21 protein-coding genes are annotated in these 23,825 nt (G+C 53.9%); 20 read left to right on the top strand and 1 reads right to left on the bottom strand.

Going from position 1 to position 23,825, the window contains the following annotated elements; all coding sequences use genetic code 11:
* Window positions 1-48: 48 nt before the first annotated feature.
* From ABZO33_RS12410 to ABZO33_RS12505, 20 genes are all read left to right on the top strand, one after another.
* Window positions 49-2,256, top strand: coding sequence for a bifunctional prephenate dehydrogenase/3-phosphoshikimate 1-carboxyvinyltransferase (locus ABZO33_RS12410; protein WP_414536347.1), 2,208 nt, complete (start codon window positions 49-51; stop codon window positions 2,254-2,256).
* The gene (gene cmk / locus ABZO33_RS12415; RefSeq protein WP_414536257.1) at window positions 2,253-2,939 is read left to right on the top strand and encodes a (d)CMP kinase; all 687 of its coding nucleotides are present in this window, start codon (window positions 2,253-2,255) and stop codon (window positions 2,937-2,939) included. Before ABZO33_RS12410 ends, cmk begins: the two co-directional genes overlap by 4 nt.
* 123 nt (window positions 2,940-3,062) lie before the next feature.
* On the top strand, window positions 3,063-4,739 hold the full coding sequence (gene rpsA, locus ABZO33_RS12420) for a 30S ribosomal protein S1 (protein ID WP_046856619.1): 1,677 nt from the start codon (window positions 3,063-3,065) through the stop codon (window positions 4,737-4,739).
* A 238-nt stretch (window positions 4,740-4,977) separates the two neighbouring features.
* Window positions 4,978-5,277, top strand: coding sequence for an integration host factor subunit beta (gene ihfB, locus ABZO33_RS12425; RefSeq protein WP_414536258.1), 300 nt, complete (start codon window positions 4,978-4,980; stop codon window positions 5,275-5,277).
* A complete protein-coding gene (locus tag ABZO33_RS12430) occupies window positions 5,270-5,512 on the top strand; it encodes a DUF1049 domain-containing protein (RefSeq protein WP_414536259.1) in 243 nt (80 codons plus the stop codon). Before ihfB ends, ABZO33_RS12430 begins: the two co-directional genes overlap by 8 nt.
* An 871-nt stretch (window positions 5,513-6,383) precedes the next feature.
* Window positions 6,384-7,454 carry a Wzz/FepE/Etk N-terminal domain-containing protein gene (locus ABZO33_RS12435; RefSeq protein ID WP_414536260.1) on the top strand — a complete coding sequence of 357 codons (1,071 nt, stop codon included), beginning with the start codon at window positions 6,384-6,386 and terminating at the stop codon, window positions 7,452-7,454.
* Window positions 7,455-7,917: 463 nt separating this feature from the next.
* The gene (locus tag ABZO33_RS12440; RefSeq protein WP_414536261.1) at window positions 7,918-9,264 is read left to right on the top strand and encodes a Wzz/FepE/Etk N-terminal domain-containing protein; all 1,347 of its coding nucleotides are present in this window, start codon (window positions 7,918-7,920) and stop codon (window positions 9,262-9,264) included.
* Between the two features lie 374 nt (window positions 9,265-9,638).
* Window positions 9,639-10,043 (top strand): sugar 3,4-ketoisomerase, encoded by a 405-nt coding sequence (locus ABZO33_RS12445; protein WP_414536262.1) that lies wholly within the window; start codon window positions 9,639-9,641, stop codon window positions 10,041-10,043.
* Window positions 10,036-10,503, top strand: a complete 468-nt coding sequence (locus ABZO33_RS12450) for an acyltransferase (protein WP_414536263.1) — start codon at window positions 10,036-10,038, stop codon at window positions 10,501-10,503. The genes ABZO33_RS12445 and ABZO33_RS12450 overlap by 8 nt, the downstream gene beginning before the upstream one ends.
* Window positions 10,496-11,620 (top strand): DegT/DnrJ/EryC1/StrS family aminotransferase, encoded by a 1,125-nt coding sequence (locus ABZO33_RS12455; RefSeq protein ID WP_414536264.1) that lies wholly within the window; start codon window positions 10,496-10,498, stop codon window positions 11,618-11,620. Before ABZO33_RS12450 ends, ABZO33_RS12455 begins: the two co-directional genes overlap by 8 nt.
* Window positions 11,617-12,864 (top strand): O-antigen translocase, encoded by a 1,248-nt coding sequence (locus ABZO33_RS12460; RefSeq protein WP_414536265.1) that lies wholly within the window; start codon window positions 11,617-11,619, stop codon window positions 12,862-12,864. The genes ABZO33_RS12455 and ABZO33_RS12460 overlap by 4 nt, the downstream gene beginning before the upstream one ends.
* 95 nt (window positions 12,865-12,959) lie before the next feature.
* Window positions 12,960-14,042, top strand: coding sequence for a hypothetical protein (locus ABZO33_RS12465; protein ID WP_414536266.1), 1,083 nt, complete (start codon window positions 12,960-12,962; stop codon window positions 14,040-14,042).
* Entirely contained in the window at window positions 14,039-15,115 is a 1,077-nt protein-coding gene (locus tag ABZO33_RS12470; RefSeq protein WP_414536267.1) for a hypothetical protein, read from the top strand. The genes ABZO33_RS12465 and ABZO33_RS12470 overlap by 4 nt, the downstream gene beginning before the upstream one ends.
* Window positions 15,116-15,157: 42 nt before the next feature.
* Window positions 15,158-16,132 carry an NAD-dependent epimerase/dehydratase family protein gene (locus ABZO33_RS12475; protein ID WP_414536268.1) on the top strand — a complete coding sequence of 325 codons (975 nt, stop codon included), beginning with the start codon at window positions 15,158-15,160 and terminating at the stop codon, window positions 16,130-16,132.
* A 1-nt stretch (window position 16,133) separates the two neighbouring features.
* Window positions 16,134-17,276, top strand: a complete 1,143-nt coding sequence (locus ABZO33_RS12480) for a glycosyltransferase (RefSeq protein ID WP_414536269.1) — start codon at window positions 16,134-16,136, stop codon at window positions 17,274-17,276.
* An 81-nt stretch (window positions 17,277-17,357) separates the two neighbouring features.
* A complete protein-coding gene (locus ABZO33_RS12485; RefSeq protein ID WP_414536270.1) occupies window positions 17,358-18,380 on the top strand; it encodes an MraY family glycosyltransferase in 1,023 nt (340 codons plus the stop codon).
* Window positions 18,381-18,510: 130 nt separating this feature from the next.
* Window positions 18,511-20,505 (top strand): polysaccharide biosynthesis protein, encoded by a 1,995-nt coding sequence (locus ABZO33_RS12490; RefSeq protein ID WP_414536271.1) that lies wholly within the window; start codon window positions 18,511-18,513, stop codon window positions 20,503-20,505.
* A gap of 273 nt (window positions 20,506-20,778) precedes the next feature.
* Window positions 20,779-21,735, top strand: coding sequence for a UDP-glucose 4-epimerase family protein (locus tag ABZO33_RS12495; RefSeq protein WP_414536272.1), 957 nt, complete (start codon window positions 20,779-20,781; stop codon window positions 21,733-21,735).
* Between the two features lie 192 nt (window positions 21,736-21,927).
* Window positions 21,928-23,019 carry an acyltransferase family protein gene (locus tag ABZO33_RS12500; protein WP_414536273.1) on the top strand — a complete coding sequence of 364 codons (1,092 nt, stop codon included), beginning with the start codon at window positions 21,928-21,930 and terminating at the stop codon, window positions 23,017-23,019.
* A 205-nt stretch (window positions 23,020-23,224) separates the two neighbouring features.
* Complete coding sequence (locus tag ABZO33_RS12505; RefSeq protein WP_414536274.1) at window positions 23,225-23,560, top strand: ComEA family DNA-binding protein; 336 nt, start codon at window positions 23,225-23,227, stop codon at window positions 23,558-23,560.
* Between the two features lie 51 nt (window positions 23,561-23,611).
* Here ABZO33_RS12505 and ABZO33_RS12510 read toward each other — a convergent pair whose 3' ends face one another.
* Entirely contained in the window at window positions 23,612-23,779 is a 168-nt protein-coding gene (locus ABZO33_RS12510; protein ID WP_414536275.1) for a DUF2897 family protein, read from the bottom strand.
* Window positions 23,780-23,825: the final 46 nt, after the last annotated feature.

Raw genomic sequence — 23,825 nt, forward strand, 5'->3', positions numbered from 1 at the left:
ACAGGGTTTGCACTCGTGGTTGATGCTGTAACAAACAAATCCGCACCGATTGTCGGTCGCCTGGTCGTGGTCGGCCTCGGTCTGATCGGCGGCTCCTTCGCCAAGGGGCTGCGCGAAAGCGGCCTGTGCCGCGAGGTGGTCGGCGTCGATCTCGATGCCGAGTCGCGCAAACAAGCCGTGGCGCTGGGCGTGGTCGATCGCTGCGAGGCAGACCTTGCGGCCGCTTGTGTCGGCGCCGACGTGATCCAGTTGGCTGTGCCGATCCTGGCCATGGAGAAAGTCCTGGCTCGCCTGGCCCAGCTCGACCTGGGTAATGCGGTGATCACCGACGTGGGCAGCGCCAAGGGCAATGTGGTGCGTGCCGCGCGCGAGGCGTTCGCCGAGCGCCTGCCGCGCTTCGTGCCGGGGCACCCGATCGCCGGGTCCGAGCAGAGTGGGGTGGAGGCCTCCAATGCGGCGCTGTTCCGTCGGCACAAGGTGATCCTCACGCCGCTGGCGGAAACCGAGCCGGGCGCGCTCGCCCTGGTTGATCGCCTCTGGCGAGCGCTGGATGCCGATGTCGAGCATATGTCGGTGGAGCGCCATGACGAAGTGCTGGCCGCCACCAGCCACCTGCCGCACCTGCTGGCCTTCGGCCTGGTCGACTCGCTGGCCAAGCGCAATGAAAACCTGGAGATCTTCCGGTACGCTGCGGGAGGCTTCCGCGATTTCACGAGAATCGCCGGCAGCGACCCGATCATGTGGCATGACATCTTCCTCGCCAATCGCGAGGCGGTCCTGCGCACTCTCGATACATTTCGCAGTGACCTCGACGCCTTGCGCGACGCGGTCGATGCTGGGGACGGGCACCAACTGCTGGGTGTGTTCACCCGCGCCCGGGTTGCCCGCGAGCATTTCAGTAAAATCCTTGCCCGCCGGGCCTATGTGGACGCTATGAACGCCAACGATCTGATTTTCCTGGCCCAACCGGGTGGCCGCGTGTCCGGACGGATCCGCGTACCTGGCGACAAATCGATTTCCCACCGCTCGATCATGCTCGGCTCGCTGGCCGAGGGCACGACGGAGGTCGAAGGTTTCCTCGAGGGTGAAGACGCCCTGGCGACCTTGCAGGCCTTCCGTGACATGGGCGTGGTCATCGAAGGGCCGCACCATGGTCGCGTGACCATTCACGGTGTTGGCCTGCACGGCCTGAAGCCACCGCCCGGGCCGCTGTACGTGGGCAACTCCGGCACCTCGATGCGCCTGCTGTCCGGCCTGCTGGCGGCGCAATCGTTCGACACCACCATGACCGGCGACGCCTCGCTGTCCAAGCGCCCGATGAACCGCGTGGCCAATCCGCTGCGTGAAATGGGTGCTGTGGTCGAGACCGGCCCTGAAGGTCGTCCGCCGCTGATCATCCGTGGTGGGCACAAGCTCAAGGCGCTGAACTACACGCTGCCGATGGCCAGTGCCCAGGTCAAGTCCTGCCTGCTGCTGGCTGGCCTGTACGCCGAAGGCACCACCACCGTCACCGAGCCTGCGCCTACCCGTGACCACACCGAGCGCATGCTGCGCGGCTTTGGCTACGCGGTCGAGTCGAACGGTCCGGTAGCCTCCCTGCAGTCCGGTGGCAAGCTCACCGCCACCCGTATCGAAGTGCCGGCGGATATTTCCTCCTCGGCGTTCTTCCTGGTGGCAGCGTCCATCGCCGAGGGTTCCGACCTGGTTCTGGAACACGTCGGTATCAACCCGACCCGCACCGGCGTAATCGACATCCTGCGCCTGATGGGCGGTGACATCACCCTGGAGAACCAGCGTGAGGTCGGCGGCGAGCCGGTGGCCGACCTGCGCGTGCGCGGCGCCAGGCTCAAGGGGATCGATATCCCGGAAGAGCTGGTGCCGCTGGCTATCGACGAGTTCCCGGTGCTGTTCGTCGCCGCCGCCTGCGCTGAAGGGCGTACCGTGCTGCGTGGCGCTGAAGAACTGCGGGTCAAGGAGTCGGACCGCATTCAGGTGATGGCTGACGGCCTGATCGCCCTGGGCGTGAAGTGCGAGCCAACCCCGGACGGCATCATCATCGATGGCGGGCAGATCGGCGGCGGCGAAGTGCACGGCCACGGCGACCATCGCATCGCCATGGCCTTCAGTATCGCCTCGCTGCGCGCCAGTGCGCCGATCGTGATCCATGACTGCGCCAACGTCGCCACGTCGTTCCCCAACTTCCTGGCGCTGTGCAAGGAAGTCGGCATCCGCGTCGCCGAAGAGGGCAAGTCGTGAACCCGCAAGCACCGGTCATCACCATCGACGGGCCGAGCGGCTCAGGCAAAGGTACCGTGGCGGGCCTGCTGGCCCGTGAGCTCGGCTGGCGCCTGCTCGATTCAGGCGCCCTGTACCGCCTGCTGGCGTTCAACGCCAGCAACCATGGCGTCGACCTGACCAACGAAGAGCTGCTCAAGGCGCTGGCTGCGCATCTGGACGTGCAGTTCGTCGCGGCGGAGCCGGGCAAGCTGCAGCAGATCATTCTCGAAGGCGAGGATGTCAGCAATGCCATTCGCACCGAGACCGTCGGTGCCGGGGCCTCGATGGTCGCCTCGCTGCCCGCTGTGCGCGAGGCGCTGCTGCAGCGCCAGCGTGCTTTCCGTGAAGCCCCCGGGCTGATCGCCGACGGTCGCGACATGGGTACCGTGGTGTTCCCGGACGCGCCGTTGAAAGTGTTCCTTACCGCCAGTGCCGAGGAACGTGCCCGTCGCCGTTACCTGCAGTTGAAGGGCAAGGGCGAAGATGTTAGTCTGTCGAGTCTGCTAGATGAGATCCGTGCGCGCGATGAGCGTGATACCCAGCGTGCAGTGGCCCCGCTCAAGCCGGCGGCCGATGCAATCCAGCTGGATTCCACGGAGTTGTCCATCGAGCAGGTGCTGCAACGCATCAGAAGCGAGCTCGCCCTGCGCGACTTGGCCTGATGGAGAGGAGAGCGGGCAGGGGCACCAGTCAACGTCCTGTCAGCGCTTCTTAACTTAACGAAACCCACATTGTCTGGAATGTGGCTATGGGCGTCTTTTTCGCCCGAATCTACAGGAATTAAAATGAGCGAAAGCTTTGCAGAACTCTTTGAAGAAAGCCTGAAAACCCTCAATCTTCAGCCGGGTGCAATCATCACCGGTATCGTTGTCGACATCGACGGCGACTGGGTTACCGTACACGCTGGCCTGAAGTCCGAGGGTGTCATCCCGCTCGAGCAGTTCTACAACGAAACTGGCGAACTGACCATCAAGGTCGGTGACGAAGTTCACGTTGCGCTGGACGCGGTCGAAGACGGCTTCGGCGAAACCAAGCTGTCCCGTGAAAAAGCCAAGCGCGCCGAGTGCTGGATTGTTCTGGAAGCTGCTTTCGCTGCTGAAGAAGTGGTCAAGGGCGTTATCAACGGTAAGGTTAAAGGCGGCTTCACTGTCGACGTTAACGGCATCCGTGCGTTCCTGCCGGGCTCCCTGGTTGATGTCCGCCCAGTGCGCGACACCACCCACCTCGAAGGCAAAGAGCTGGAATTCAAGGTCATCAAGCTGGACCAGAAGCGCAACAACGTTGTCGTTTCCCGTCGCAGCGTCCTGGAAGCCGAAAACAGCGCCGAGCGCGAAGCTCTGCTGGAATCGCTGCAGGAAGGCCAGCAGGTCAAAGGTATCGTCAAGAACCTCACCGACTACGGTGCGTTCGTTGACCTGGGCGGCGTCGATGGTCTGCTGCACATCACCGACATGGCCTGGAAGCGTATCAAGCACCCGTCCGAGATCGTCAACGTTGGTGACGAGATCGACGTCAAGGTCCTGAAGTACGATCGTGAGCGCAACCGCGTTTCGCTGGGCCTGAAGCAACTGGGCGAAGACCCATGGGTTGCTATCAAAGCCCGTTACCCAGAGAGCACCCGTGTGACTGCTCGCGTTACCAACCTGACCGACTACGGCTGCTTCGCTGAGCTGGAAGAAGGCGTTGAAGGTCTGGTACACGTTTCCGAAATGGACTGGACCAACAAGAACATCCACCCGTCGAAAGTCGTTCAGGTTGGCGACGAAGTGGAAGTCATGGTTCTGGACATCGACGAAGAGCGTCGTCGTATCTCCCTGGGCATCAAGCAGTGCAAGTCCAACCCATGGGAAGACTTCTCCGGCCAGTTCAACAAGGGTGACAAGATCACCGGTACCATCAAGTCGATCACCGACTTCGGTATCTTCATCGGCCTGGACGGCGGCATCGACGGTCTGGTTCACCTGTCCGACATCTCCTGGAACGAAGCCGGCGAAGAAGCCGTGCGTCGCTTCAAGAAAGGCGACGAGCTGGAAACCGTCATCCTGTCGGTTGACCCAGAGCGCGAGCGCATCTCCCTGGGCATCAAGCAGCTGGAAGACGATCCGTTCTCCAACTTCGTTGCTGTCAACGACAAGGGCGCTATCGTCAAGGGTATCGTCAAGGAAGTTGACGCCAAGGGCGCTATCGTGACCCTGGCCGACGACATCGAAGCTACTCTGAAAGCTTCCGAAATCAGCCGTGACCGCGTTGAAGACGCCCGTAACGTGCTGAAGGAAGGCGAAGAGATCGAAGCCAAGATCATCAGCGTCGACCGCAAGTCCCGCGTCATCAGCCTGTCCATCAAGTCGAAGGACGATGCTGAAGAGCGCGAAGCCATCCAGAGCCTGAAAAACGCTCCGGAAGCGGCTGCCGATACCACCATGGCTGCGCTGCTGCGCGAAGCTATGGCCAAGCAGAACTGAGTTCTGTTTGATCGGTAAAAAGGGCGACCCTCGGGTCGCCCTTTTTTGTGCCTGTGATTTCTCGGTGGGGCCGAAGCTTCGGTGCCTTGGCTCGAGCGCAGGCGGCTTGTCACAACTTGTGAACAATCCTTATCTTGAATTTTTTTGTTTAGTCAAGAACCGGCCTGTTCAAATCGCTCGGAGCGTGCTACAAACTGATTAAGCAATGATCTAGCTGCTTGATAACGAAGGGAAAAATATGACGAAGTCGGAGCTGATCGAACGTATTGTCACCCATCAGGGGCTGCTCTCGTCCAAGGACGTCGAGTTGGCCATCAAGACCATGCTCGAACAGATGTCGCAGTGCCTGGCGACCGGGGATCGTATCGAGATTCGTGGCTTTGGCAGCTTTTCCCTGCACTACCGTGCGCCGCGGGTAGGTCGCAACCCAAAGACTGGTCAGTCGGTCAGCCTGGACGGCAAGTACGTGCCGCACTTCAAGCCTGGCAAAGAGCTGCGTGATCGGGTCAATGAAGAGGAGGAGCAGCCTGATGCGTAATCTCAAGCGCGCCCTGGTGGCGTTGTTCGTGTTGCTATTGTCTGCGGTGGTGCTGTTCTTCGTGCTGGAAAATCAGGGTGATGTGTCGTTGGTGCTGTTTGGCTGGGTGGCGCCGGCCATGCCTGTTGCGGTGCTGGTGTTGACGGCTTTGATCGTGGGGCTGGCAGTGGGGCCTTTGCTGGTTGTTTTTGGCCTGTCAGGCGAGAAGCGCAGGATTCGGTTGTCTGCACGTTAAGTGGTGCGTCTAGATTGATGAATACTCCTACGGCCTTTAAAGAAAATGCGTATTTTTTTTGATAATGGAAGTTGGTAAGGTCGGCATCCTGTTCGTTTAACGCGAAGGCTTAGTGTGCGGAAGTTCTCGTGAGTATTTCCTCATGGTCTCGGGGATGTGAACGGTCCTGTGGGGTGAAGATGCCAGCTCTGATTGTTACCTATATTCACATCTGGCTAGACGGTCACGCTTCCTTTCTATGTGCAATCTGTGCCCGCAGGATGATTCCCATGGTCAGATTGCCGCTGTTAGTGCTCGAAAACTCCCTAATTCTGCTATAGGCAGGCCTCCTTCTGCATTCTGTTTGGTTTGAGTGCGCGAACTTGCTGCGGTGTTCGTGATTCCTGGAATCTCCTTCAGCTTAATGCTTTACTCCGCACTCTTTGATGCGATCGGGGCTTGCGGGTTTGCAGTCGCTTGCAAGTGTTTTCGGGGGAGGGCTGCATCCTTGTCTCATCATTTTCCCGCTGATCCGGAACTCATGCGCTCTCCGTGCCTGGGGTGACCGTTCAAGGGCTTCGCGTTGTGCGGGCGAGCAGAGGGCGACGGCAGGTTGACGATAGGGCTGCTTGGTTGGTCTGCCTCCTATTGTTCTCGGAAAGGCAGAGCGCATCCTTCTGATGCGTAGGGTTCGCTCTGCCGGGTGTCGGTGGCTGGTTGGGCTACGGAACTTGGGTGGTGCTCCGTGCTCTATCTGCTTCAATGATTAAGTGAGGGCTTTGGCGTGGTGATGGCTTTATGCTGCTATTGAGTGTCTTGAGAGTCTACAGGTAGGAGCAGAGGGTCATGGTTAAGCGTGGTTAGCGCAAAAATTAGAAAAGGACAGGGGCAGATGCATAGTGATGGCTTCAAGGTTTCACGTTCAGGCGAAGATTTCGATATTGCTCTATTGCTGGAAAGTGTGTGGGAAAGAAAATTTTTGGTTCTTTCTGTGTTTGTTTTCTTCATGGTCTGTGCGGGGGCGTATTTGCTATGGCGCACGCCTGTTTACGAAGCAAGGGTTTACCTGCAGGTTCCTTCCCAAGAGGACATCTTTCCGCTGAATTATGGTCGAGGTGGTACTGGAGACCTTGAGCCATTCAAGGTGGAAGAGGTATACCAGGTTTATTGGCAAGACTTGCAGTCCCAGTCCTTGCGCCGCTGGTTCTTTCGAGAGCATTACTTACCTGAGCTATCTGCAGGAGAGCGTAGGAAGTCGCAAGATGAGTTGTACGCGAAAATGGGCGAGGATTTAACGTTTAGTTTGAATGCTCAGAACGCTCAGGAAAGAGATTTCATAGCGGTCAGGGCGACAACGCCACAGCAGGCGGTGGAGTGGGTTTCTGCCATCGCCGAGTCGGCGGGAGAGCGTGCTCGTCAGCATCTGGTCCGTGATGCGCTTGCCGGCGCGATGTTTCGGGGCCGGAACATTGCACGAGAAATCCAGCTGAAACGTGACAATGTCCGTAAGCAGCGTCTGGATGAGGTGGCTGTACTCAGAGAGGCGCTGACTGTGGCCAGGTCCATCGGGTTGGAGCATTCTCCTGTCCTATCCAAATCGCTGTCCAATGACGTCTCTGCGGAAATGAATGGGTCTTTGGTGTACATGCGGGGGACCAGGGCGCTCGAGGCGGAGATCAAGGTTTTGCAGGAGCGGGTCTCTGACGATCCGTTTGTTCCTGGCCTGCGCCAGCTCGAAGAGCAGCTTGCATTCTTCAAGGGAATGAAGATCGATGCTTCCGGACTGAAGGTATATCGTATCGATGGTGCAATAGAGGTGCCGGATCAGCCGGTCAAGCAAAGGGCACCTATCATTTTGGCGCTTGCGGCGGCTTTGGGATTATCGATGGGAGTGTTGCTGGCTCTTTTGTGCAAGGCACGAGAACTGATGTTGGCTCGTCGATCTGGATCGCTACCAGGCTAGGGCCATCATGAAAGTCGCCGGGCGGTGATTTTGCCGCGTTGAAAGCAGGCTCGGAATGCTGATAGACAGCCTGAGAATTGAGCTTTCTCGCCTGATCACTGCTTGGCTACTTTTCGTACAAACCCTGGTGTGTAATTGGGGATTTGGAACGGAAGGGCGTCCTGCTGTCGCCCCTTCCTGGTTACGATGATGTCTTGTGGTAATTCTCGTATACCCGAATTGAGGCGAGATCAGATTCTTCAGGGCGATCAAGGGGGGGAGGTGTTGTGAGTACGCGTCTAGCGTGTTCGATCTAGTCAAGTCTTTTGGAGCCGACGGAATGCTGTCACACTGTCTAAATCCTCAGAGGCAGGCCGGTTTTCCGGCATTCGGGCGTGGCAAGTGAGTGTTGCTGCCTGACGTGCGGGGCCTGGCTGCAGGGTTAGGATACCCTTATGGCGATTTCTCCAAGGCGGAAGGTACGTTGACCAATTTTCATCTCCCTATCAAATCGACGGATGACATTGATTTATTCGCAATTTGGCATGCCTTGAGCAAGCAGAAATTTTTAATCGCAGGGATGGTCGCGATCTGTTTAGCAGGTGCGCTCGTCTATCTATCCTGGGTCAAGCCTGTGTATGAGGTCCACAGCACGCTTCGCCCTGCGGAGCTCAAGGAATTGGACGAGTTGAACCGTTCTGGCATCTACAGTCTTCCCCCTGCAGCTGCTTTGGCGAAGGTGGCTGTTTCGCTGCGCTCCTACGACAGCCGTCTGGCCTTTTTCACGGCAAATCAGCAGCTGTTCCAGCCGTTTATGTCGCCAGGGCGCACGCTTGAACAAAACTTCGAGTGGCTGTTCCTCCAAGCATTGACCGTCACTGAGCCCCCGGTGGTGAATGACGAGGTCAGTAGATCAGTAGGGCTGACTTTTAAGTACCCAAGCGGGCTTGATGGCGCATTAATATTGAATCGGTACGTCGATTTTGTCATCGCCAATCAGCGTTTGCAGATTGCCTTGGATCTGAAAGTGATGATCGATAATCGATTGCGTGAAATTGACGGAAAGCTGGACGCCGCCAGGTCCGAGTATCGCCTTGAAAAGAGTGCGAAGATTGCGTTACTCCTCGAGCGAGATGCTATTGCTCGTGAACGCCTGCAGGATGAACTGCAAGGGCTCAGGCTCGAATTGAAGATGCAGCGCAAAGCCCGCATCGAAAAGCTCGACGAAGCGATCTCCATTGCTCGTAACTTGGGACTGACCAAGCCTGGGACACCCTCTTCGTTGGCCAGTGAAACCATTGCCGGGGCCGGCAATGTCTTTAAGACCGAGGTCAACAGTCAGCAATTGCCGTTGTATTTCATCGGGGTGGAAGCGTTGGAAGCGGAGAAGGCGGCGTTGCAACGGCGTGTGACCGATGACTTCTCAAATGCTCGGGTTGCTGCAATTGCGAAGGAACTGCAAATGTTGCAAGTCAATCGGGAAGTGGAAAACCTCAAGAAGCGCTCTGATGAAGATAAGTTTCTCAATGATGCACAAGCCTGGCGCTCAGAAGCTGCTCGCTTGAACGCCCTCAAGACGGAGTTCGGCGACCTGGCATTGATCTCGGTCGACCAGAAAGCCTTGGAGCCAGAATCGCCTGTATCGCCTAAGCGCTGGTTGGTACTCGCCGTAGCAGTGGCGCTCGGATTGATGTTGGGTGGGGCATTTGCTCTGGCTCGTTATTCTCTGGGTGTCATGCGGCGGCAGGCTCAAGGTAACGCCCTGAAATTCGTTGAGGTCAAGGGGCAAGGTGCCACGCTCGCTGCAGGCGAAACCACGAGAATCCAGTAGCTTCGTTCTCGTCAATGGGGTTGGGTCACCTTGGTACGCCCCATTGAACGCAGGGTTCCGTATAATTGGCGAACACTAGGGTCTGTATGAAAAGTCTTGAGACGAAGGTCAGGCAAGGCGAAAACAGCCGAGGAACGGTCGGAGTCGCGCTCGACTTTACGGGTTGTAAATGAGCATTCCGACCGGGCTGGCGCACCAGGCTGTTTTCAACGCAGCATCACCGGGTATCAAGGCTTTTCATACAGAGCCTAGGGGGCTTCCTGTGCAGTCAAAAGGTACCACCCGCAGGTTTTGGGTCATTGGTGCCTGCGCCAAGTATGTATTTGCCTGATGATAATCAGTGAAATGGAAAGGAATATGTCAGAGGCGATGAAATGAGTCTGGTCGAATTTTTCAAGATTCAAACTCTTGGCGACGAGCGTGGGCTTCTCCACGTGTTAGAAGAGAATAAGAGTATTCCATTTGATATCAAGCGAGTCTATTTTTTGACCGCTACCGCCACAGGTGTCTCGCGGGGGTTCCACGCCCATAAGCAGCTGGAGCAGGCTGCTGTCTGTCTTTCAGGGCAGTGCCGCATGCTATTAAGCGACGGGTGCACGACTGAAAGTGTCGTGCTGGACTCACCTGGCAAGGTGATACGCATCGGAAAGATGGTGTGGCACGAAATGCATGACTTTAGCAGTGACTGCGTACTGCTAGTGCTGGCCAGTGATTATTATGATGAGCACGATTACATTCGTGACCATGAGAAGTTCTTGGAGATCACCGCACATGGCTAGTATTCATGCTTTAGCTGATGTTCAGAGTAGCACGATCGGAGAGGGGACGCGTATTTGGCAATATGTTGTCGTCTTGGCCGGTGCAAAGATTGGGCGAGAGTGTAATTTGTGCGCCCACACCCTGATTGAGGGCGATGTTGTGGTGGGCGATCGTGTAACACTTAAATCCGGGGTTTTTCTCTGGGATGGTACACGTATCGAGGACGATGTATTTGTCGGGCCTAATGCAACGTTCACCAATGATCCAATGCCTCGTTCCAAGGTTTATCCGGGCTCTTTTAGCGGTATTACCGTAAAACAAGGCGCTAGTATTGGTGCCAATGCAACTCTTTTGCCAGGCATCACCATCGGGCGAGGCGCCATGGTGGGAGCCGGTGCAGTGGTGACTAAATCCGTACCCGATTTTGCTGTGGTTGTAGGCAATCCAGCAAAGATTATCAGGACCTTGCCGCATGATTAATTTTCTGGATTTGAAAGCAATTAACCAACTTGATCGCGAGGCAATGCTTGAGGCATGTGCGCGAGTTATTGACTCAGGTTGGTACATCGCGGGCGCTGAATTGTCCGCATTTGAGCATGCCTTTGCAGAGTACTGTGGTACCCAGTTTTGCATTGGTGTGGCCAATGGGCTGGATGCGCTGATTTTGACGCTGCAGGCGTGGAAGGAACTTGGCTTGTTGGCTGATGGCGATGAAGTCATCGTGCCGAGTAATACTTATATTGCCAGTATCCTGGCGATTAGCCAAAACCGACTTGTGCCTGTGCTGGTCGAGCCAGATGAAAAAACCTTCAATCTTTGCCCGACGGCTGTTGCAGCTGCTGTAACCAAGAAGACGCGGGCTATCCTTGTCGTTCACTTGTACGGACAGTTGGCCAATATGCCAGCGATCAATGCCTTGGCAAAAGAGCATGGGCTACTGGTGCTAGAAGACTCTGCGCAATCTCACGGCGCCTCGTTGGGTGGTCGCAGGGCGGGTAACTGGGGTGATGCCTCTGGTTTCAGTTTCTATCCTGGCAAGAATTTGGGGGCGCTGGGAGATGCCGGTGCGATCACCACAAATGACGAGAAATTAGCAAAGACCTTGTATGCGTTGCGTAATTACGGCTCGCATGAAAAGTACAAGAATCTCTTTAAAGGTGTCAATAGTCGGCTCGATGAACTTCAAGCTGCAATCTTGAGCGTAAAGTTGAAATCGCTCGATCAACAAACGCAGCGGCGTCGAGAAATTGCCCAGCGCTATCTGGCAGGTATTGATAATTCCGGCATTGTATTGCCAAGCATTGGCGGCAACTCGAGTGACGAGCAACACGTATGGCACTTGTTTGTGGTCCGCACTGCCCAGCGCGAGGCCTTGCAGAAACACTTGATGGCGTGTGGTGTTCAAACGTTGATCCACTACCCGATTCCTCCCCACAAGCAAAGTGCTTACAAGGAGTGGAACGAGCTTTCCTTCCCCGTGGCCGAACGCCTTCATGATGAGGTCTTGAGTTTGCCAATGGGGCCGACGTTGTCGGACGAGGAAGTTGATCAGGTCATCACTGCATGTAATAGCTTTGTTGTGGCCAATGCTTCATGACGTTGTTGAAAACTAGCCTGCTTAATGGCATAGCCGTCATTATAAAGCTACTGACGCTTCTGGGAATCAACAAGATTCTAGCTGTCTATGTGGGGCCTGTCGGCTACGCGGCATTAGGGCAGTTTCAAAATGCCGTGCAGATTATTACGACGTTTGCCACCGGTGCAATCAGCACCGGTGTGACAAAGTACACAGCCGAGTACGAGGGGGATGAGTCGAAACAACGAGCTGTGTGGGGCACCGCGGGTACTATCGTTGTCCTCAGCTCTATGACCGTAGCGGTGATCATCGCCATCGCAAATCGCCCACTTGCCGGTTGGTTCTTGAAGGATGAAAGTTACGGCGGAGTATTTTTGTGGTTTAGTGCCACGCTGCTGCTGTTTACATTGAATGCACTGTTCTTGGCCATCTTGAATGGCAAGAAAGATATTTCGCGTTATGTTGTTGCAAACATAGGTGGTAGTCTGTTTGCGTTGCTGACTACTGCAGTCATGACAGCGCTATATGGGCTTTACGGGGCTCTTGTTGCACTAGCTGTTTACCAGTCGATTGCCTTTTTCATTACGTTGCTTCTCTGTATTCGAGCGCCATGGTTTAGCCTTTCACATGTGTTTGGAAGGATAGACCCGGCGGTTGCGATGAATTTGGGAAAGTTTACCTTGATGGCCGTGGCGTCTGCCTTGTGCGTGCCGTTGAGTCAAATTCTCGTGCGAAACCACCTGGGCATGACGCACGGCTGGGAGGCTGCTGGTTACTGGGAGGCCAGTTGGCGGCTCAGTGCCGCTTACTTGATGTTCCTGACGACAACAATCAGCGTGTATTACCTACCGAGATTTTCCGAAATCCGGGAAGCTAAAATACTGCGCCAGGAGATACTACAGGGCTACAAGGTTATTATTCCTCTAACCTTGGTTGTTGGTGTTTTGATGTATTTTTTGCGTGACTTCATCATTCATCTGCTATTTACCGATGCATTCATTGCCATGCGTGACTTGTTTTTCTGGCAGATTGTCGGTGATACCCTAAAAATTATAAGTTGGGTGTTGGCCTATGTGATGACGGCACGGGCGTTCTGGAAAGCCTATATTTTAGGCGAGGTATTGTCGGCTGGTCTGTTCTATGTGCTTGTCGTGTTGTTCGATAGTTATGGCGCCGTAGGGGCAACCATGGCGCATGCACTGAATTATCTGTTTTACCTAATATTTGTGTATGCAGTGCTCAAGTTTAAAAAGGCATTGCCGTAAGTGGCCGTGCGATCAGTTCAGGCAAGGTTCCCTCGATCTGGCTACTGCTTGTCCGATTGGGTGATGGCTTTCCTCGCGAGTGGAATGGAGTGAACGTGTTGAAGATTTTGCTCATCGGTGAGTACAGTGGCCTGCATAAAGAGTTAAGGAATGCCCTGCGTAATCAAGGGCATGATGTGACGCTAGCGGCAGCAAGCGACTTTTGGAAGAAATTTGATGCCGACATCAATCTAGGGCATGGTTCTAATATTTATACCTATAAAGCTCGACAGTTGGTTTTGCCATTTTTGAGGTTGAGAGAGTTTAGTGGGTATGATGTCGTTCACGTTGTAAATTTTTATGTGGTGCCACGGCTGCCCTATCTGAACTTGTTTTTCTTCAAATACCTGAAGAAACACAATAAGGTTGTCACCATGTCCGGTTCTGGAGATGATCCGTTCTTTGTGAAGCACTCTGAAACAACCATGCGCTACAGCCCTATTCCTTGGCATGAAAAGTATGATCGCGGTGGTCCTTACTATATGCGGAGTGAATCGCATCTCAAGGCGATGCGTGAGTGCATGGAGTATATTGATGGGGTGATTCCCATTATGTACGAGTATTACTCGACTTTTTGTGCCGAGGGGTACCAGGATAAGGTCTGCAAGCCTATTCCTATTCCAATTGACGCTGAAAAGATTCAGTATGTCGAGAACGAGCCAGGGGGTAATAAGCTGGTGCTGTTCCATGGTTTGAATAGGCCTGGATTCAAAGGAACTTTTTTGATCGAAAAAAGTTTTACGGCGTTGAAAGACAAGTATCCATCAGACGTCGAGTGCATCATCAAGGGGCATATGCCGTTCAATGTGTACCTTGAAGTTCTTTCGCGTACACATGTTTCGGTTGATCAGGTTTTTTCCTACAGTTTGGCGATGAACGCCTTGTACTCCATGGCTCAGGGGAAAGTCGTTGCGGGTGGTGCTGAGCAGGAATCTTCGATTCTCTATGATGGTGCCCTTCCGCCGGTGTACAACCTGACGCCAGAGCATCAGTCGCTGACGTTGGTGTTGGAGCAAATTCTTGAAGAACGTCGTGATATACCGGAACGATCACGGGCATCGCGCGATTTTGTAATCAAGCACCATGCACCTGCATTGGTTGCTTCTCAGTACGTGAGTTACTGGAGCAGCCTGCTGTGATTTATATTCTGCTTTTCGCCGCCTTGGTGTTTATCAAAATATGCATATTTTCCTTTCTGACGATGAATCCCCAGGTGTTTTTCTCAGGAGGTAATGATGGTGATTATTATGATGCCTATGCGCGAGGAGCAGATCTGGTCACGTCGAGTGTCTGGCCAGATGTACTTAGGGGACTGAACGAGTTTGGGCTCTATTCGAGGCAAGGGGTCAGCTTTGCCTTGATGATCCTTGGTGTTATCGTGATACCCATGTTGGTCGTTCGGTTGTCCACTGAACAAGGGGCTGCGCGCAATAGAAATATCAGCTATCTGGCATTGGTAATGATAAGTGTTTATCCAACGCTATTTTATTATACGTTGGATATTTATCGTGATGTGGCCATGTTGTTTGTGTTTCTGCTGGGGTTGTGGGCTGTTCGCCAGTCGTTCGAGTCGGATTGTTTATCGAGTAGGCTGACGGCGGCGGTGATGGTACTGTTGCTGGGTGGTGTGCTGTTCTTGTTACGAGGCTACCTCGGGTTCGCGTTTTTAATTGCATTCTTGGGGTGTCGGCTTGTCGCATTCAGGCGGTTTGGTTTGTTTACGCATGTTGTGCCGATCTTACTTGTGCTGAATTTTTTCTTCGCCCTTGGGTATCTTCAGCCGCTGATGAAGTATCGATCGCTTTTTGATGCGTTTCAGGGGGGGAGCGATCTAGGGATTCGGTTTGATACTGTTTATGAGTTTATTCCGGATTTTTTGCTTAATTTTTTTGGGCAGTTTCTCGGCTTTTTCTTTCCCAGTTTTTCGGCGGTAGTATTGTTTTTTTTGGAAAGTTTGCCTTTTTGCATTGGATTGATTTATTTGCTTCGTAACCGTCGTTATGCAAATAAATTTGTGGATTTCATTTACGTGTTTTCAGTTGTGTACGCTTTGATATGGCTGCTGGGAAACGACAACCTTGGCACGGCGACACGCTTGCGAATGTATAATTATGTTGGTGTGCTGATCGCGTGCTTTATAGTCTATCAGCGAAAAGCCTACTTCATACAGGCTGCCTCACTTCGGCGAGACGGATCGATAGTGCGGGAGTAGTTGCATGATAAAAATGACTGAATTTTGTCCGGGCGATGTAAAATGAAAATATCTGTTACAGGTGGAAGCGGTTTTATTGGGAAGCCATTGTGTGAGGCGCTAGTTTCGCTTGGTCATGATGTTACCTTGCTCTCCAGGCAGCCCGGGGTTGGTGGTGCGAGTGTTATACAAGGCGATTTGACAGTTGCAAGTTCGGCGCTGGATACCTTTGTAGATGAATGCGACATACTGTTTCACTGTGCGGGAGAGGTTAATAATCCCGAGCACATGTACAGCTTGCATGTAGATGGTACGGTCAACTTGTTGGCCGCAGTGAAACGCAGGATGGAGCGTAGTCGAAAACCGTTGCATTGGGTTCAGTTGAGTAGTACGGGGGCCTATGGGGAGCAGGCGCATAAAGTCTTGGTAGATGAGACGTTTAGACCTGCGCCCGTGGGGCAGTATGAGGTAACAAAAACTATTTCTGATGAACTGGTCTCGAGCATGGCTGCCAGCCAGGGACTTTTTACCTGCACGATTGTTCGCCCGTCCATTGTCATCGGCCCAACGATGCCGAATCAATCAGTCTTCCAATTGGCTGAAATGGTCCGCCGTCGACTTTTTTTCTACATTGGGAATGGGCGGGAAAATATCTCGACCTATGTTCATGTAGACGACGTTGTTCGAGCGTTGGTTCGTTCTGCTGAAGACAGCAGGGCAGTCGGAAAGACGTTCATAGTCTCCAACGATTGCGCCCAGGTCGAAGTCATTGACGCATTTGCGAAATATGCAGGTGTGACTGCGCCGCGCTTGCGTGTTCCGGAAAGAGTGGTGAGGGCCCTGCTGAGGCTTGTGCCGTCTTTCATCAGGCTTCCGTTGAACGCTCAGAGGGTGGACGCGCTGGTAATCAAAGGGGGCTATGACAGTCGTCATATTCGCACAGCATTAGATTTCGAGTTTTTACGCAGTATCCCAGACTGCATTCCAGATTTCCTTGATGGTAAGCGTGCTACTGTCTCGAAGAGTAGGAAAGGCTAAAATGGAACACAGGAAAAAAATTTGCATCGTTTCGACGGTTCCGGTGGCCTTGCGCTTGTTTATGCGTGAGCATATTCAGGAGCTATGTAAGCACTATGAGGTTGTGTTGATTACCAATGCCGGCGAAGAAGAAATTGCCGGCGTTTACGACCCGCGCGTGCGCTTTATTCCTTTGGCGGTGGAGCGAAAAATTTCCCTGCTTAGTGATATGAAGGCGCTAAGTGCCTTGCTGGGGATCTTTAATCGGGAACAGTTTGACTGTGTTCTTTCGATTATGCCGAAATCGGGATTGCTTGCGATGATCGCAGGTTTTCTTGCTCGTGTGCCTCAACGAGTACATATTTTTACCGGCCAAGTCTGGTTCACCCGCCAGGGTGTCGCACGATTAGGACTGAAAATGATGGATCGTTTGTTGGCGATGTGCGCAACTCACCTGCTGGCCGATAGTCCGTCACAGCGCGCGTTCCTGTTGGAAGAGGGGGTTGTTGGCAAGAACAAGATCACTGTTTTGGGGCAGGGCTCAATTAGTGGTGTAGACACTGAGCGATTCAGGCCGGATCTTGAAGCTCGCACGCGTTATCGTCGTGAGCTGGGAATCGATAGTACTGCGGTCGTTTTTCTTTATATGGCACGGGTTACGCGTGACAAGGGGGTCTTGGATCTGGCACACGCATTCCAGCGTGTGAGCCCCGAGATGCCGGATGCCTACCTTGTCGTAATTGGTCCTGATGAAGATGGCATTGAGGGTGAGTTAGGTGAATTGCTGAGCCCCTGTCAGTCCCATGTGCGCCGTGTGCAGTTTACCTATGATCCTGAAGGCTACATGGCTGCATCGGATGTGTTCTGTATCCCGAGTTACCGTGAAGGGTTCAGCTCCGCCACCATTCAAGCGGCAGGTACTGGCTGTCCAGCAATCGCTTCCCGCATATACGGATTGTCTGATGCAGTCGTGGAGGGGCACACTGGTATATTCCATAAGGCAGGCGCAGTAGATGAAATTGTTCACGCGCTTCGGACGCTATACAGTGACAAGGACTTGCGAAAGTTGTTAGGGGAACAAGCATACGCACGAGCCCACCAGCATTTTGCGCAGCGGCTGATTGTTGATGAAATGATGGGTTTTATCAGGCGCAGGCTCACTTGAGCGTAGGTTAAAAGATCGCGGATACCCAATAACAACAGGTAGCGTTCCACGTGTTCGCTTTTGGTTTTTTGGAGCAAAGAAATGCAAGTCTGGTTCTGGCTGCCGGTAGTCGCAGTCGCTTCTCTGTTACTCACCTGGGGGATGCGCAGGTACGCGTTGGCGCGCAGTCTCATGGATGTACCTAACGCACGCAGCTCCCATTCTGTTCCAACTCCACGAGGGGGCGGGGTAGCAATCGTTATCAGTTTTCTTTTGGCACTGCTCATGTTCGCAGCCTTGGGGCAGATTGACAGAGATCTCGCCTTGGGAATGGGGGGGGCTGGTGCGGGTATCGCGATACTAGGGTTTCTTGACGATCACGGCCATATCGCGGCTCGCTGGCGGTTACTTGGCCATTTTGCTGCCTCTGCCTGGGCGCTGTTCTGGCTGGGGGGGCTGCCGGCGCTGCAACTGTTCGGGTTTGTCGTCGATCTTGGGGTGATCGGTCATATACTGGCGGCGTTCTATCTAGTCTGGCTGCTCAATCTCTACAATTTCATGGATGGTATTGATGGCATTGCCAGCATTCAGGCTGTCTGCGTTTGCCTGGGAGGGGCGCTTCTCTATGCCGTGACGGGCGTTGATGATGCTGCCATGGGGGGGCTGCTGCTGGCAGCCGCCACCCTGGGTTTCCTGTTCTGGAACTTCCCTCCGGCGCGGATCTTCATGGGTGATGCAGGAAGTGGGTTCCTTGGCATCGCACTGGGTATTCTCTCGTTGCAGGCGGCCTGGGTATCTTCGCAGCTGCTTTGGGGATGGCTCATCCTGCTAGGGGTCTTCATCGTCGATGCCACCTTTACGCTGATGCGTCGCTTATTGCGCGGAGACAAGGTTTACGAAGCTCATCGCAGTCATGCCTACCAGTACGCTTCACGTAAGTATGGACGCCACTTGCCAGTGACCTTGAGCGTTTTGGCCATCAACATCATTTGGTTGCTGCCCCTGGCGATTGGCGTCGCGCTTGGGTGGTTGGATGGATTGGTGGGTGTTTTCATCGCTTATTCACCACTGGTCTGCCTGGCGATCCGATTCAACGCCGGGGCGCTCGAAACTGTCGATCGTTAATGCGTCAGCCGGCAGACGATGTAGAATCATGCTCGGGTGCTGCATGTCAGATGTATGTACGCATTCTTACGTTGGTGAAGGACACTTCACTATTGCCAGGGTTCGGAGCAAGGGAGGAGTTCTCTGAGGTATGGACAGGTTGAGAACAAGCATGCTCGGACTGCCGCGCCGCTACAAGCGGGCGCTACAGGTGGTGTCCGACATAGCACTGGTCTGGTTGGCTCTATGGCTCGCCTTCGTGGTCCGGCTGGGCATGGACGAGATGGTCAATCCCATTGAGCATCATCTATGGCTGTTCGCAGCGGCACCGTTGATCGCCATTCCGGTTTTCATCCGGTTCGGCATGTATCGGGCGGTGATGCGATATTTTGGCAATCATGCACTCATTGCAATCGTCAAGGCGGTAAGCCTGTCATCCCTGATTCTGGCGTTGGTGGTCTATTGGTACAGCAACCATCAGGTTGTTGTCCCCCGCTCGATCATTTTCAACTACTGGTGGTTGAGTGTCGTCATGATCGGCGGGCTGCGCATGATCATGCGTCATTATTTCCTGGGCGATTGGTACGCCGCCACGCAGCACGTGCCCTTCGCCAGTCGTGACAATGGGTTGCCCAAAGTGGCGATTTATGGTGCCGGGGCAGCCGGTAACCAATTGGCCGCGGCGCTGGTGATGGGGCGTGTGATGCGTCCGGTCGCATTCATTGACGATGACGAGACACTCGCCAATCGGATCATTGCCGGGCTTCAGGTATTCAGAGGCAACGATGTACAGCGGATGATCGAGCTCACCGGAGCCGAGGAAATTCTGTTGGCGATCCCTTCCTGTGGACGTGCCCGGCGGCGTGAAATCCTCAGTCACCTCGAAAGTTTCCCTTTGCACGTGCGCAGTATTCCAGGCTTCATGGACCTGGCAAGTGGACGCGTCAAGGTCGATGATATTCAGGAAGTTGATATCGCCGACCTGCTGGGGCGCGATGCGGTCCCCGCGCAAAGTGACCTGCTGGCACATTGCATCACCGGCCAGGTGGTAATGGTGACAGGGGCGGGGGGGTCGATCGGATCCGAACTCTGCCGTCAGATTCTATCGCTCAAGCCGACTGCGTTGCTCCTGTTTGAGCACAGTGAGTTCAACCTCTACAGCATCCTCAGTGAATTGGAGCAACGGGTCGTCCGAGAGTCTCTTCCTGTTCGGGTGTTGCCGTTCCTGGGCTCGGTTCGTAATCAGAAGCACCTGCTTGAGACGATGCAAATCTGGAGCGTCAACACGGTCTATCATGCCGCCGCTTACAAGCATGTCCCCATGGTTGAGCACAATATAGCGGAAGGTGTACTGAACAATGTCATCGGCACGCTCTACACCGCCCAGGCTGCCCTGCAGGCCAACGTAGCTAACTTCGTGTTGATTTCCACGGATAAGGCCGTGCGTCCGACCAATGTCATGGGTAGCACCAAGCGTTTGGCGGAAATGGTCCTGCAAGCGCTCAGCCGTGAATTGGCACCTGTGTTGTTTGGGGATTCAGCCAAGGTATCTCGTGTCAACAAGACACGCTTTACCATGGTCAGGTTTGGCAACGTGCTTGGTTCTTCTGGCTCGGTCATTCCTCTTTTCCACAAGCAGATTAAGGATGGCGGTCCAGTGACTGTTACCCATCCGAAAATCACCCGTTACTTCATGACCATCCCGGAGGCCGCCCAATTGGTGATTCAAGCCGGTTCCATGGGGCTGGGCGGGGATGTATTCGTGCTTGACATGGGGGAACCGGTACGCATTGCCGACCTGGCAGAGAAGATGATTCACCTGTCGGGCCTCAGTGTTCGTTCGGAGCGTAATCCGCACGGTGATATCGCTATCGAGTTCACCGGACTTCGCCCTGGTGAGAAGCTCTATGAGGAGTTGCTGATCGGCGATAACGTTGTTTCTACCCCGCATCCGATGATCATGAGCGCCAATGAAGACTTCCTCCCGTGGGATGTGCTCAAGGACAGGTTGGGCGCGCTGGTGGCAGCCGTAGATGCTGACGACTACCTCAGTGTGCGACAGCAGCTACGAGAGAACGTAAGCGGTTATACACCGGATGGCGAAATTGTCGATTGGGTTTATCAGCAGCGCCGCTCGGAACGCTAGCGCGATAATGAGCTAAGGTGGAGTGGCGTGCTGGCGCAGCCATTCCGCAACGTGGATTGTCAGTGACAAGAAAATCCCGAACCATTGCACAAGCCCTATTCGGCTCAATCGGTATTTCTAATTGCAGCTTTGGCGGTTCTTGCTAACGCCCGGGCTGCGTCGACCCGTGAAGGGGGAGCGCTGACCGTTGTATTCTGAACGTATCATTCCCCGAAACGGCTTACCTGTAGCTCAATGCGTTTCCAGTAGATTCTTATTATTAGGCGAGATGATATGCGAGTGTTATTGACCGGAGGGTCCGGGTTTGTAGGCAAGGCCGTAATGGAGAGAATGTCTGCCTCTGGTAAATTTGAGGTAATTGCAGCCTTGCGTCGCCCAATGGAGAGCCTGCCTGCTGCCGTCAGCGCTCATCTGTATGACGATCTTTCTCACGCATCAGCCTGGCCGCAGGAGGAAAGAGCTGTTGAGGCGGTCGTCCACTGCGCTTCTCGGGTCCACGTGATGAACGAGGTCGCGACCGACCCTCTGGCGGAATTTCGCAAGGTGAACGTGCAGGCAACATTGGCTTTCGCACGCCGTGCCGCAAATGCCGGCGTCAGGCGCTTCATCTTTATCAGTTCAATCAAGGTCAACGGCGAAGCGACCCAGCCTGGCGCCCCCTATCGTCCTGATGATGTTTCCGTGCCCTCTGATCCTTATGGCATATCCAAGCAGGAAGCCGAACAACAGTTGAGGCAGTTGGGCGAAGAAACGGGTATGGAAATTGTCATTATTCGCCCGGTGTTGGTGTATGGTCCTGGCGTCAAGGCGAATTTCTTAAACATGATGCGTTGGTTGGATAAGGGTATCCCTTTACCTTTTGGCAGCATCCACAACAAGCGTAGCCTCGTGGCGCTGGACAATCTGGTTGACTTGATTCAGCTTTGCTGCACACATCCGGCTGCTGCCAATCGGACTTTCATGGTCAGTGATGGCCATGATGTATCCACGACGGAACTTCTGCGACAAATGGGAGAGGCGCTGGGGAAGTCGGCGCGGTTGTTGCCAGTGCCCGCTACTCTTATTGATTGGGTTGCTGCGTCTTTAGGTAAACGTTCGCTTTCCCAGCGACTGTGCGGTTCGCTGCAGGTGGATATCAGTGAAACGCAGCGTACCCTTGGCTGGGTGCCGCCTGTCGACTTTCAAACGGCGTTGAAAGCTGCGGCAAAGCACTATTTGGAAAATCGCTAAGATTTTTTCTCCACTTTCAATGTGACCGTTCAGCTGCCGGTTTGGGGCTGACGACTGTACTGAAACTGCTTTCGCGACGCGGCCCAACTGTAGTGTTGGGTGGCGTAATCAATGCTGCTTACACAGAGGTTGTGTAGCTGAAGCTGCGCGGGGCTGTTTCGGTGGCTTGGCACGGTTAATTTGGGTCTATTTATGAAAGCTAAACTGTCTGCATTGACATCGCTACGTTTTTTTGCGGCGCTCCTGGTATTTTTCAGTCATCTTAGCTTCTTGCAGCAGAGTGAGTCGCCAACGGCGGTTGAACTATTTAATAAGATGATGTACGAGGGTTATATTGGAGTCACTTTTTTCTTTATTCTCTCCGGTTTTATACTTTCCTATGCTAATCATGGTCGCACCTCAAGCTACAAAAACTACCTGTATTCAAGACTGGCGAGAATTTACCCGTTGCACTTGCTGACGTTGTTATGTGCCATTCCTCTTTTATTGGCGGTCAGAGGCGTGGAGTCTGTCTCGCACTGGGGTAAGTACATTGCGTCGCTGGCGTATAATGCCACGCTCACGCAGGCGTTAAGTTCCAGTAGCTCGAAGTATTTTTCTTTTAATGCTCCGTCCTGGAGCCTGTCAGTTGAATTGTTCTTCTATGTGCTATTTCCGTTTTTTGCGGTGCTTCGCACAAAAACAATCATGATCCTGGCCTTGTGTGTCATAACGCTCAAGGGCGTTTTAGTGTTGGTCGTCAAGCCGTCGGCAGTTCATTATATATTTTATATTTGCCCGCCGCTTAGGCTGGGGGACTTTCTGGTTGGAATTTTACTGTTCCGGATGTATCTTGGAGGCACCGCACCATCGGTGAGAGGAGCAGGGATGCTGCAGTGCACTTCACTGCTGCTCCTTCTCGCTTTCGCCTCGCTGGGTCAGTACGTTCCACAAGCGTACCGATTCGATATTTATTATATCCTCCCCATGGGGCTGCTGGTTTACTCCTTTGCGTTTCAGTATGGGGTCCTGGCGCGAGCACTCAGCAACAAAGTGCTTGTGCTTTTGGGCGAGGCGAGCTTTGCCTTCTATCTGGTTCATCAATTGATTATCATTGCTGGGCAACATGTAAGGCTACGTGCAGGCAGTGATCATATGCTGTCTACGGATATTTTTTATGGATTTGTCTACTTTGTTTCTGCACTCATTTTGAGTCTCCTGCTATTTAAATTTTTCGAAACCCCGGCGCGGATGAAAATGCTTGATTACCTGCGCACCGCTCGCATTAGGTCTTTTTCCAGCTAGGGCCGGCAACATTCGCCAAGGCTGTGCCTCCTTAAGGCCCGACACATGGCAGGGGTGTCCATTATCGATGCCCTTGCCAGGGTTGTTTAATTCAGTTACTCATTTCTGTCGAAATGGCAGGCATTCCTGCCCAGGCAGCACTAGAGTGTAAAACGCAGTGCAGGAGTCGCTGCGTTGAAATATTCATTCACAGGAGTGCTGAATTGTGAGTAAAAATATTTTTTCCTACTGGATATTACCTGTTGTTGTCGGGCTATCTTTTTCCTTGAGTGCAGCTGCAGCGCAGGATCAGGAGCATTTGATACCTGTTCAGGCGAGTACTCAAATAGCGACGCCGATGACTGAAAAAATCGACCTCAACCGTGCAGACGCATCAGTGCTACAAAAAACGCTCAATGGCATCGGGAAGGCGAAGGCGGAAGCCATTGTGGCCTATCGCGAGGCAAACGGCCCATTCGAAACGGTCGATGAATTGTTGGAGATAAAGGGAGTCGGTAAGGCACTGCTTGACCGCAATCGCGACAAACTGATCGTGGAGTAAACTCGTCCTCGATGGCCGGCTTTTTGTCGGCTCGGCCATCGAGCCTCTTCCTTATTTATCTTCTGCCTCCTTGGCATCCATCTCCGCATTTCGCTCATGCACCTTTCTAAGCTGCTCCTCGGTCAACGGTAACTTCTTCGCCGTATCCCGCAGGAGCATCAATCCGCCGACAATCGACCCGAGAGCAACCAGCAGTATCAACCAGGCATACCAAGGCATCGAGATTCTCCTGAAAACCTACAGGGCACCGCTTACATGGCATTCG

Source organism: Pseudomonas sp. CAM1A (assembly GCF_047501685.1).
Taxonomy (GTDB): Bacteria; Pseudomonadota; Gammaproteobacteria; order Pseudomonadales; family Pseudomonadaceae; genus Aquipseudomonas.

Bases quoted from the DNA above. Each gene is read 5' to 3' on its own strand.
- ABZO33_RS12475 (WP_414536268.1), top strand. From the start codon at position 15,158: ATGAAAATATCTGTTACAGGTGGAAGCGGTTTTATTGGGAAGCCATTG.
- ABZO33_RS12450 (WP_414536263.1), top strand. From the start codon at position 10,036: ATGGCTAGTATTCATGCTTTAGCTGATGTTCAGAGTAGCACGATCGGA.
- ABZO33_RS12455 (WP_414536264.1), top strand. From the start codon at position 10,496: ATGATTAATTTTCTGGATTTGAAAGCAATTAACCAACTTGATCGCGAG.
- ABZO33_RS12510 (WP_414536275.1), bottom strand. From the start codon at position 23,779: ATGCCTTGGTATGCCTGGTTGATACTGCTGGTTGCTCTCGGGTCGATT.
- ABZO33_RS12445 (WP_414536262.1), top strand. From the start codon at position 9,639: ATGAGTCTGGTCGAATTTTTCAAGATTCAAACTCTTGGCGACGAGCGT.
- ABZO33_RS12430 (WP_414536259.1), top strand. From the start codon at position 5,270: ATGCGTAATCTCAAGCGCGCCCTGGTGGCGTTGTTCGTGTTGCTATTG.
- ABZO33_RS12490 (WP_414536271.1), top strand. From the start codon at position 18,511: ATGGACAGGTTGAGAACAAGCATGCTCGGACTGCCGCGCCGCTACAAG.
- rpsA (WP_046856619.1), top strand. From the start codon at position 3,063: ATGAGCGAAAGCTTTGCAGAACTCTTTGAAGAAAGCCTGAAAACCCTC.
- ABZO33_RS12500 (WP_414536273.1), top strand. From the start codon at position 21,928: ATGAAAGCTAAACTGTCTGCATTGACATCGCTACGTTTTTTTGCGGCG.
- ABZO33_RS12495 (WP_414536272.1), top strand. From the start codon at position 20,779: ATGCGAGTGTTATTGACCGGAGGGTCCGGGTTTGTAGGCAAGGCCGTA.
- ABZO33_RS12480 (WP_414536269.1), top strand. From the start codon at position 16,134: ATGGAACACAGGAAAAAAATTTGCATCGTTTCGACGGTTCCGGTGGCC.
- ABZO33_RS12460 (WP_414536265.1), top strand. From the start codon at position 11,617: ATGACGTTGTTGAAAACTAGCCTGCTTAATGGCATAGCCGTCATTATA.
- ABZO33_RS12435 (WP_414536260.1), top strand. From the start codon at position 6,384: ATGCATAGTGATGGCTTCAAGGTTTCACGTTCAGGCGAAGATTTCGAT.
- ihfB (WP_414536258.1), top strand. From the start codon at position 4,978: ATGACGAAGTCGGAGCTGATCGAACGTATTGTCACCCATCAGGGGCTG.
- ABZO33_RS12485 (WP_414536270.1), top strand. From the start codon at position 17,358: ATGCAAGTCTGGTTCTGGCTGCCGGTAGTCGCAGTCGCTTCTCTGTTA.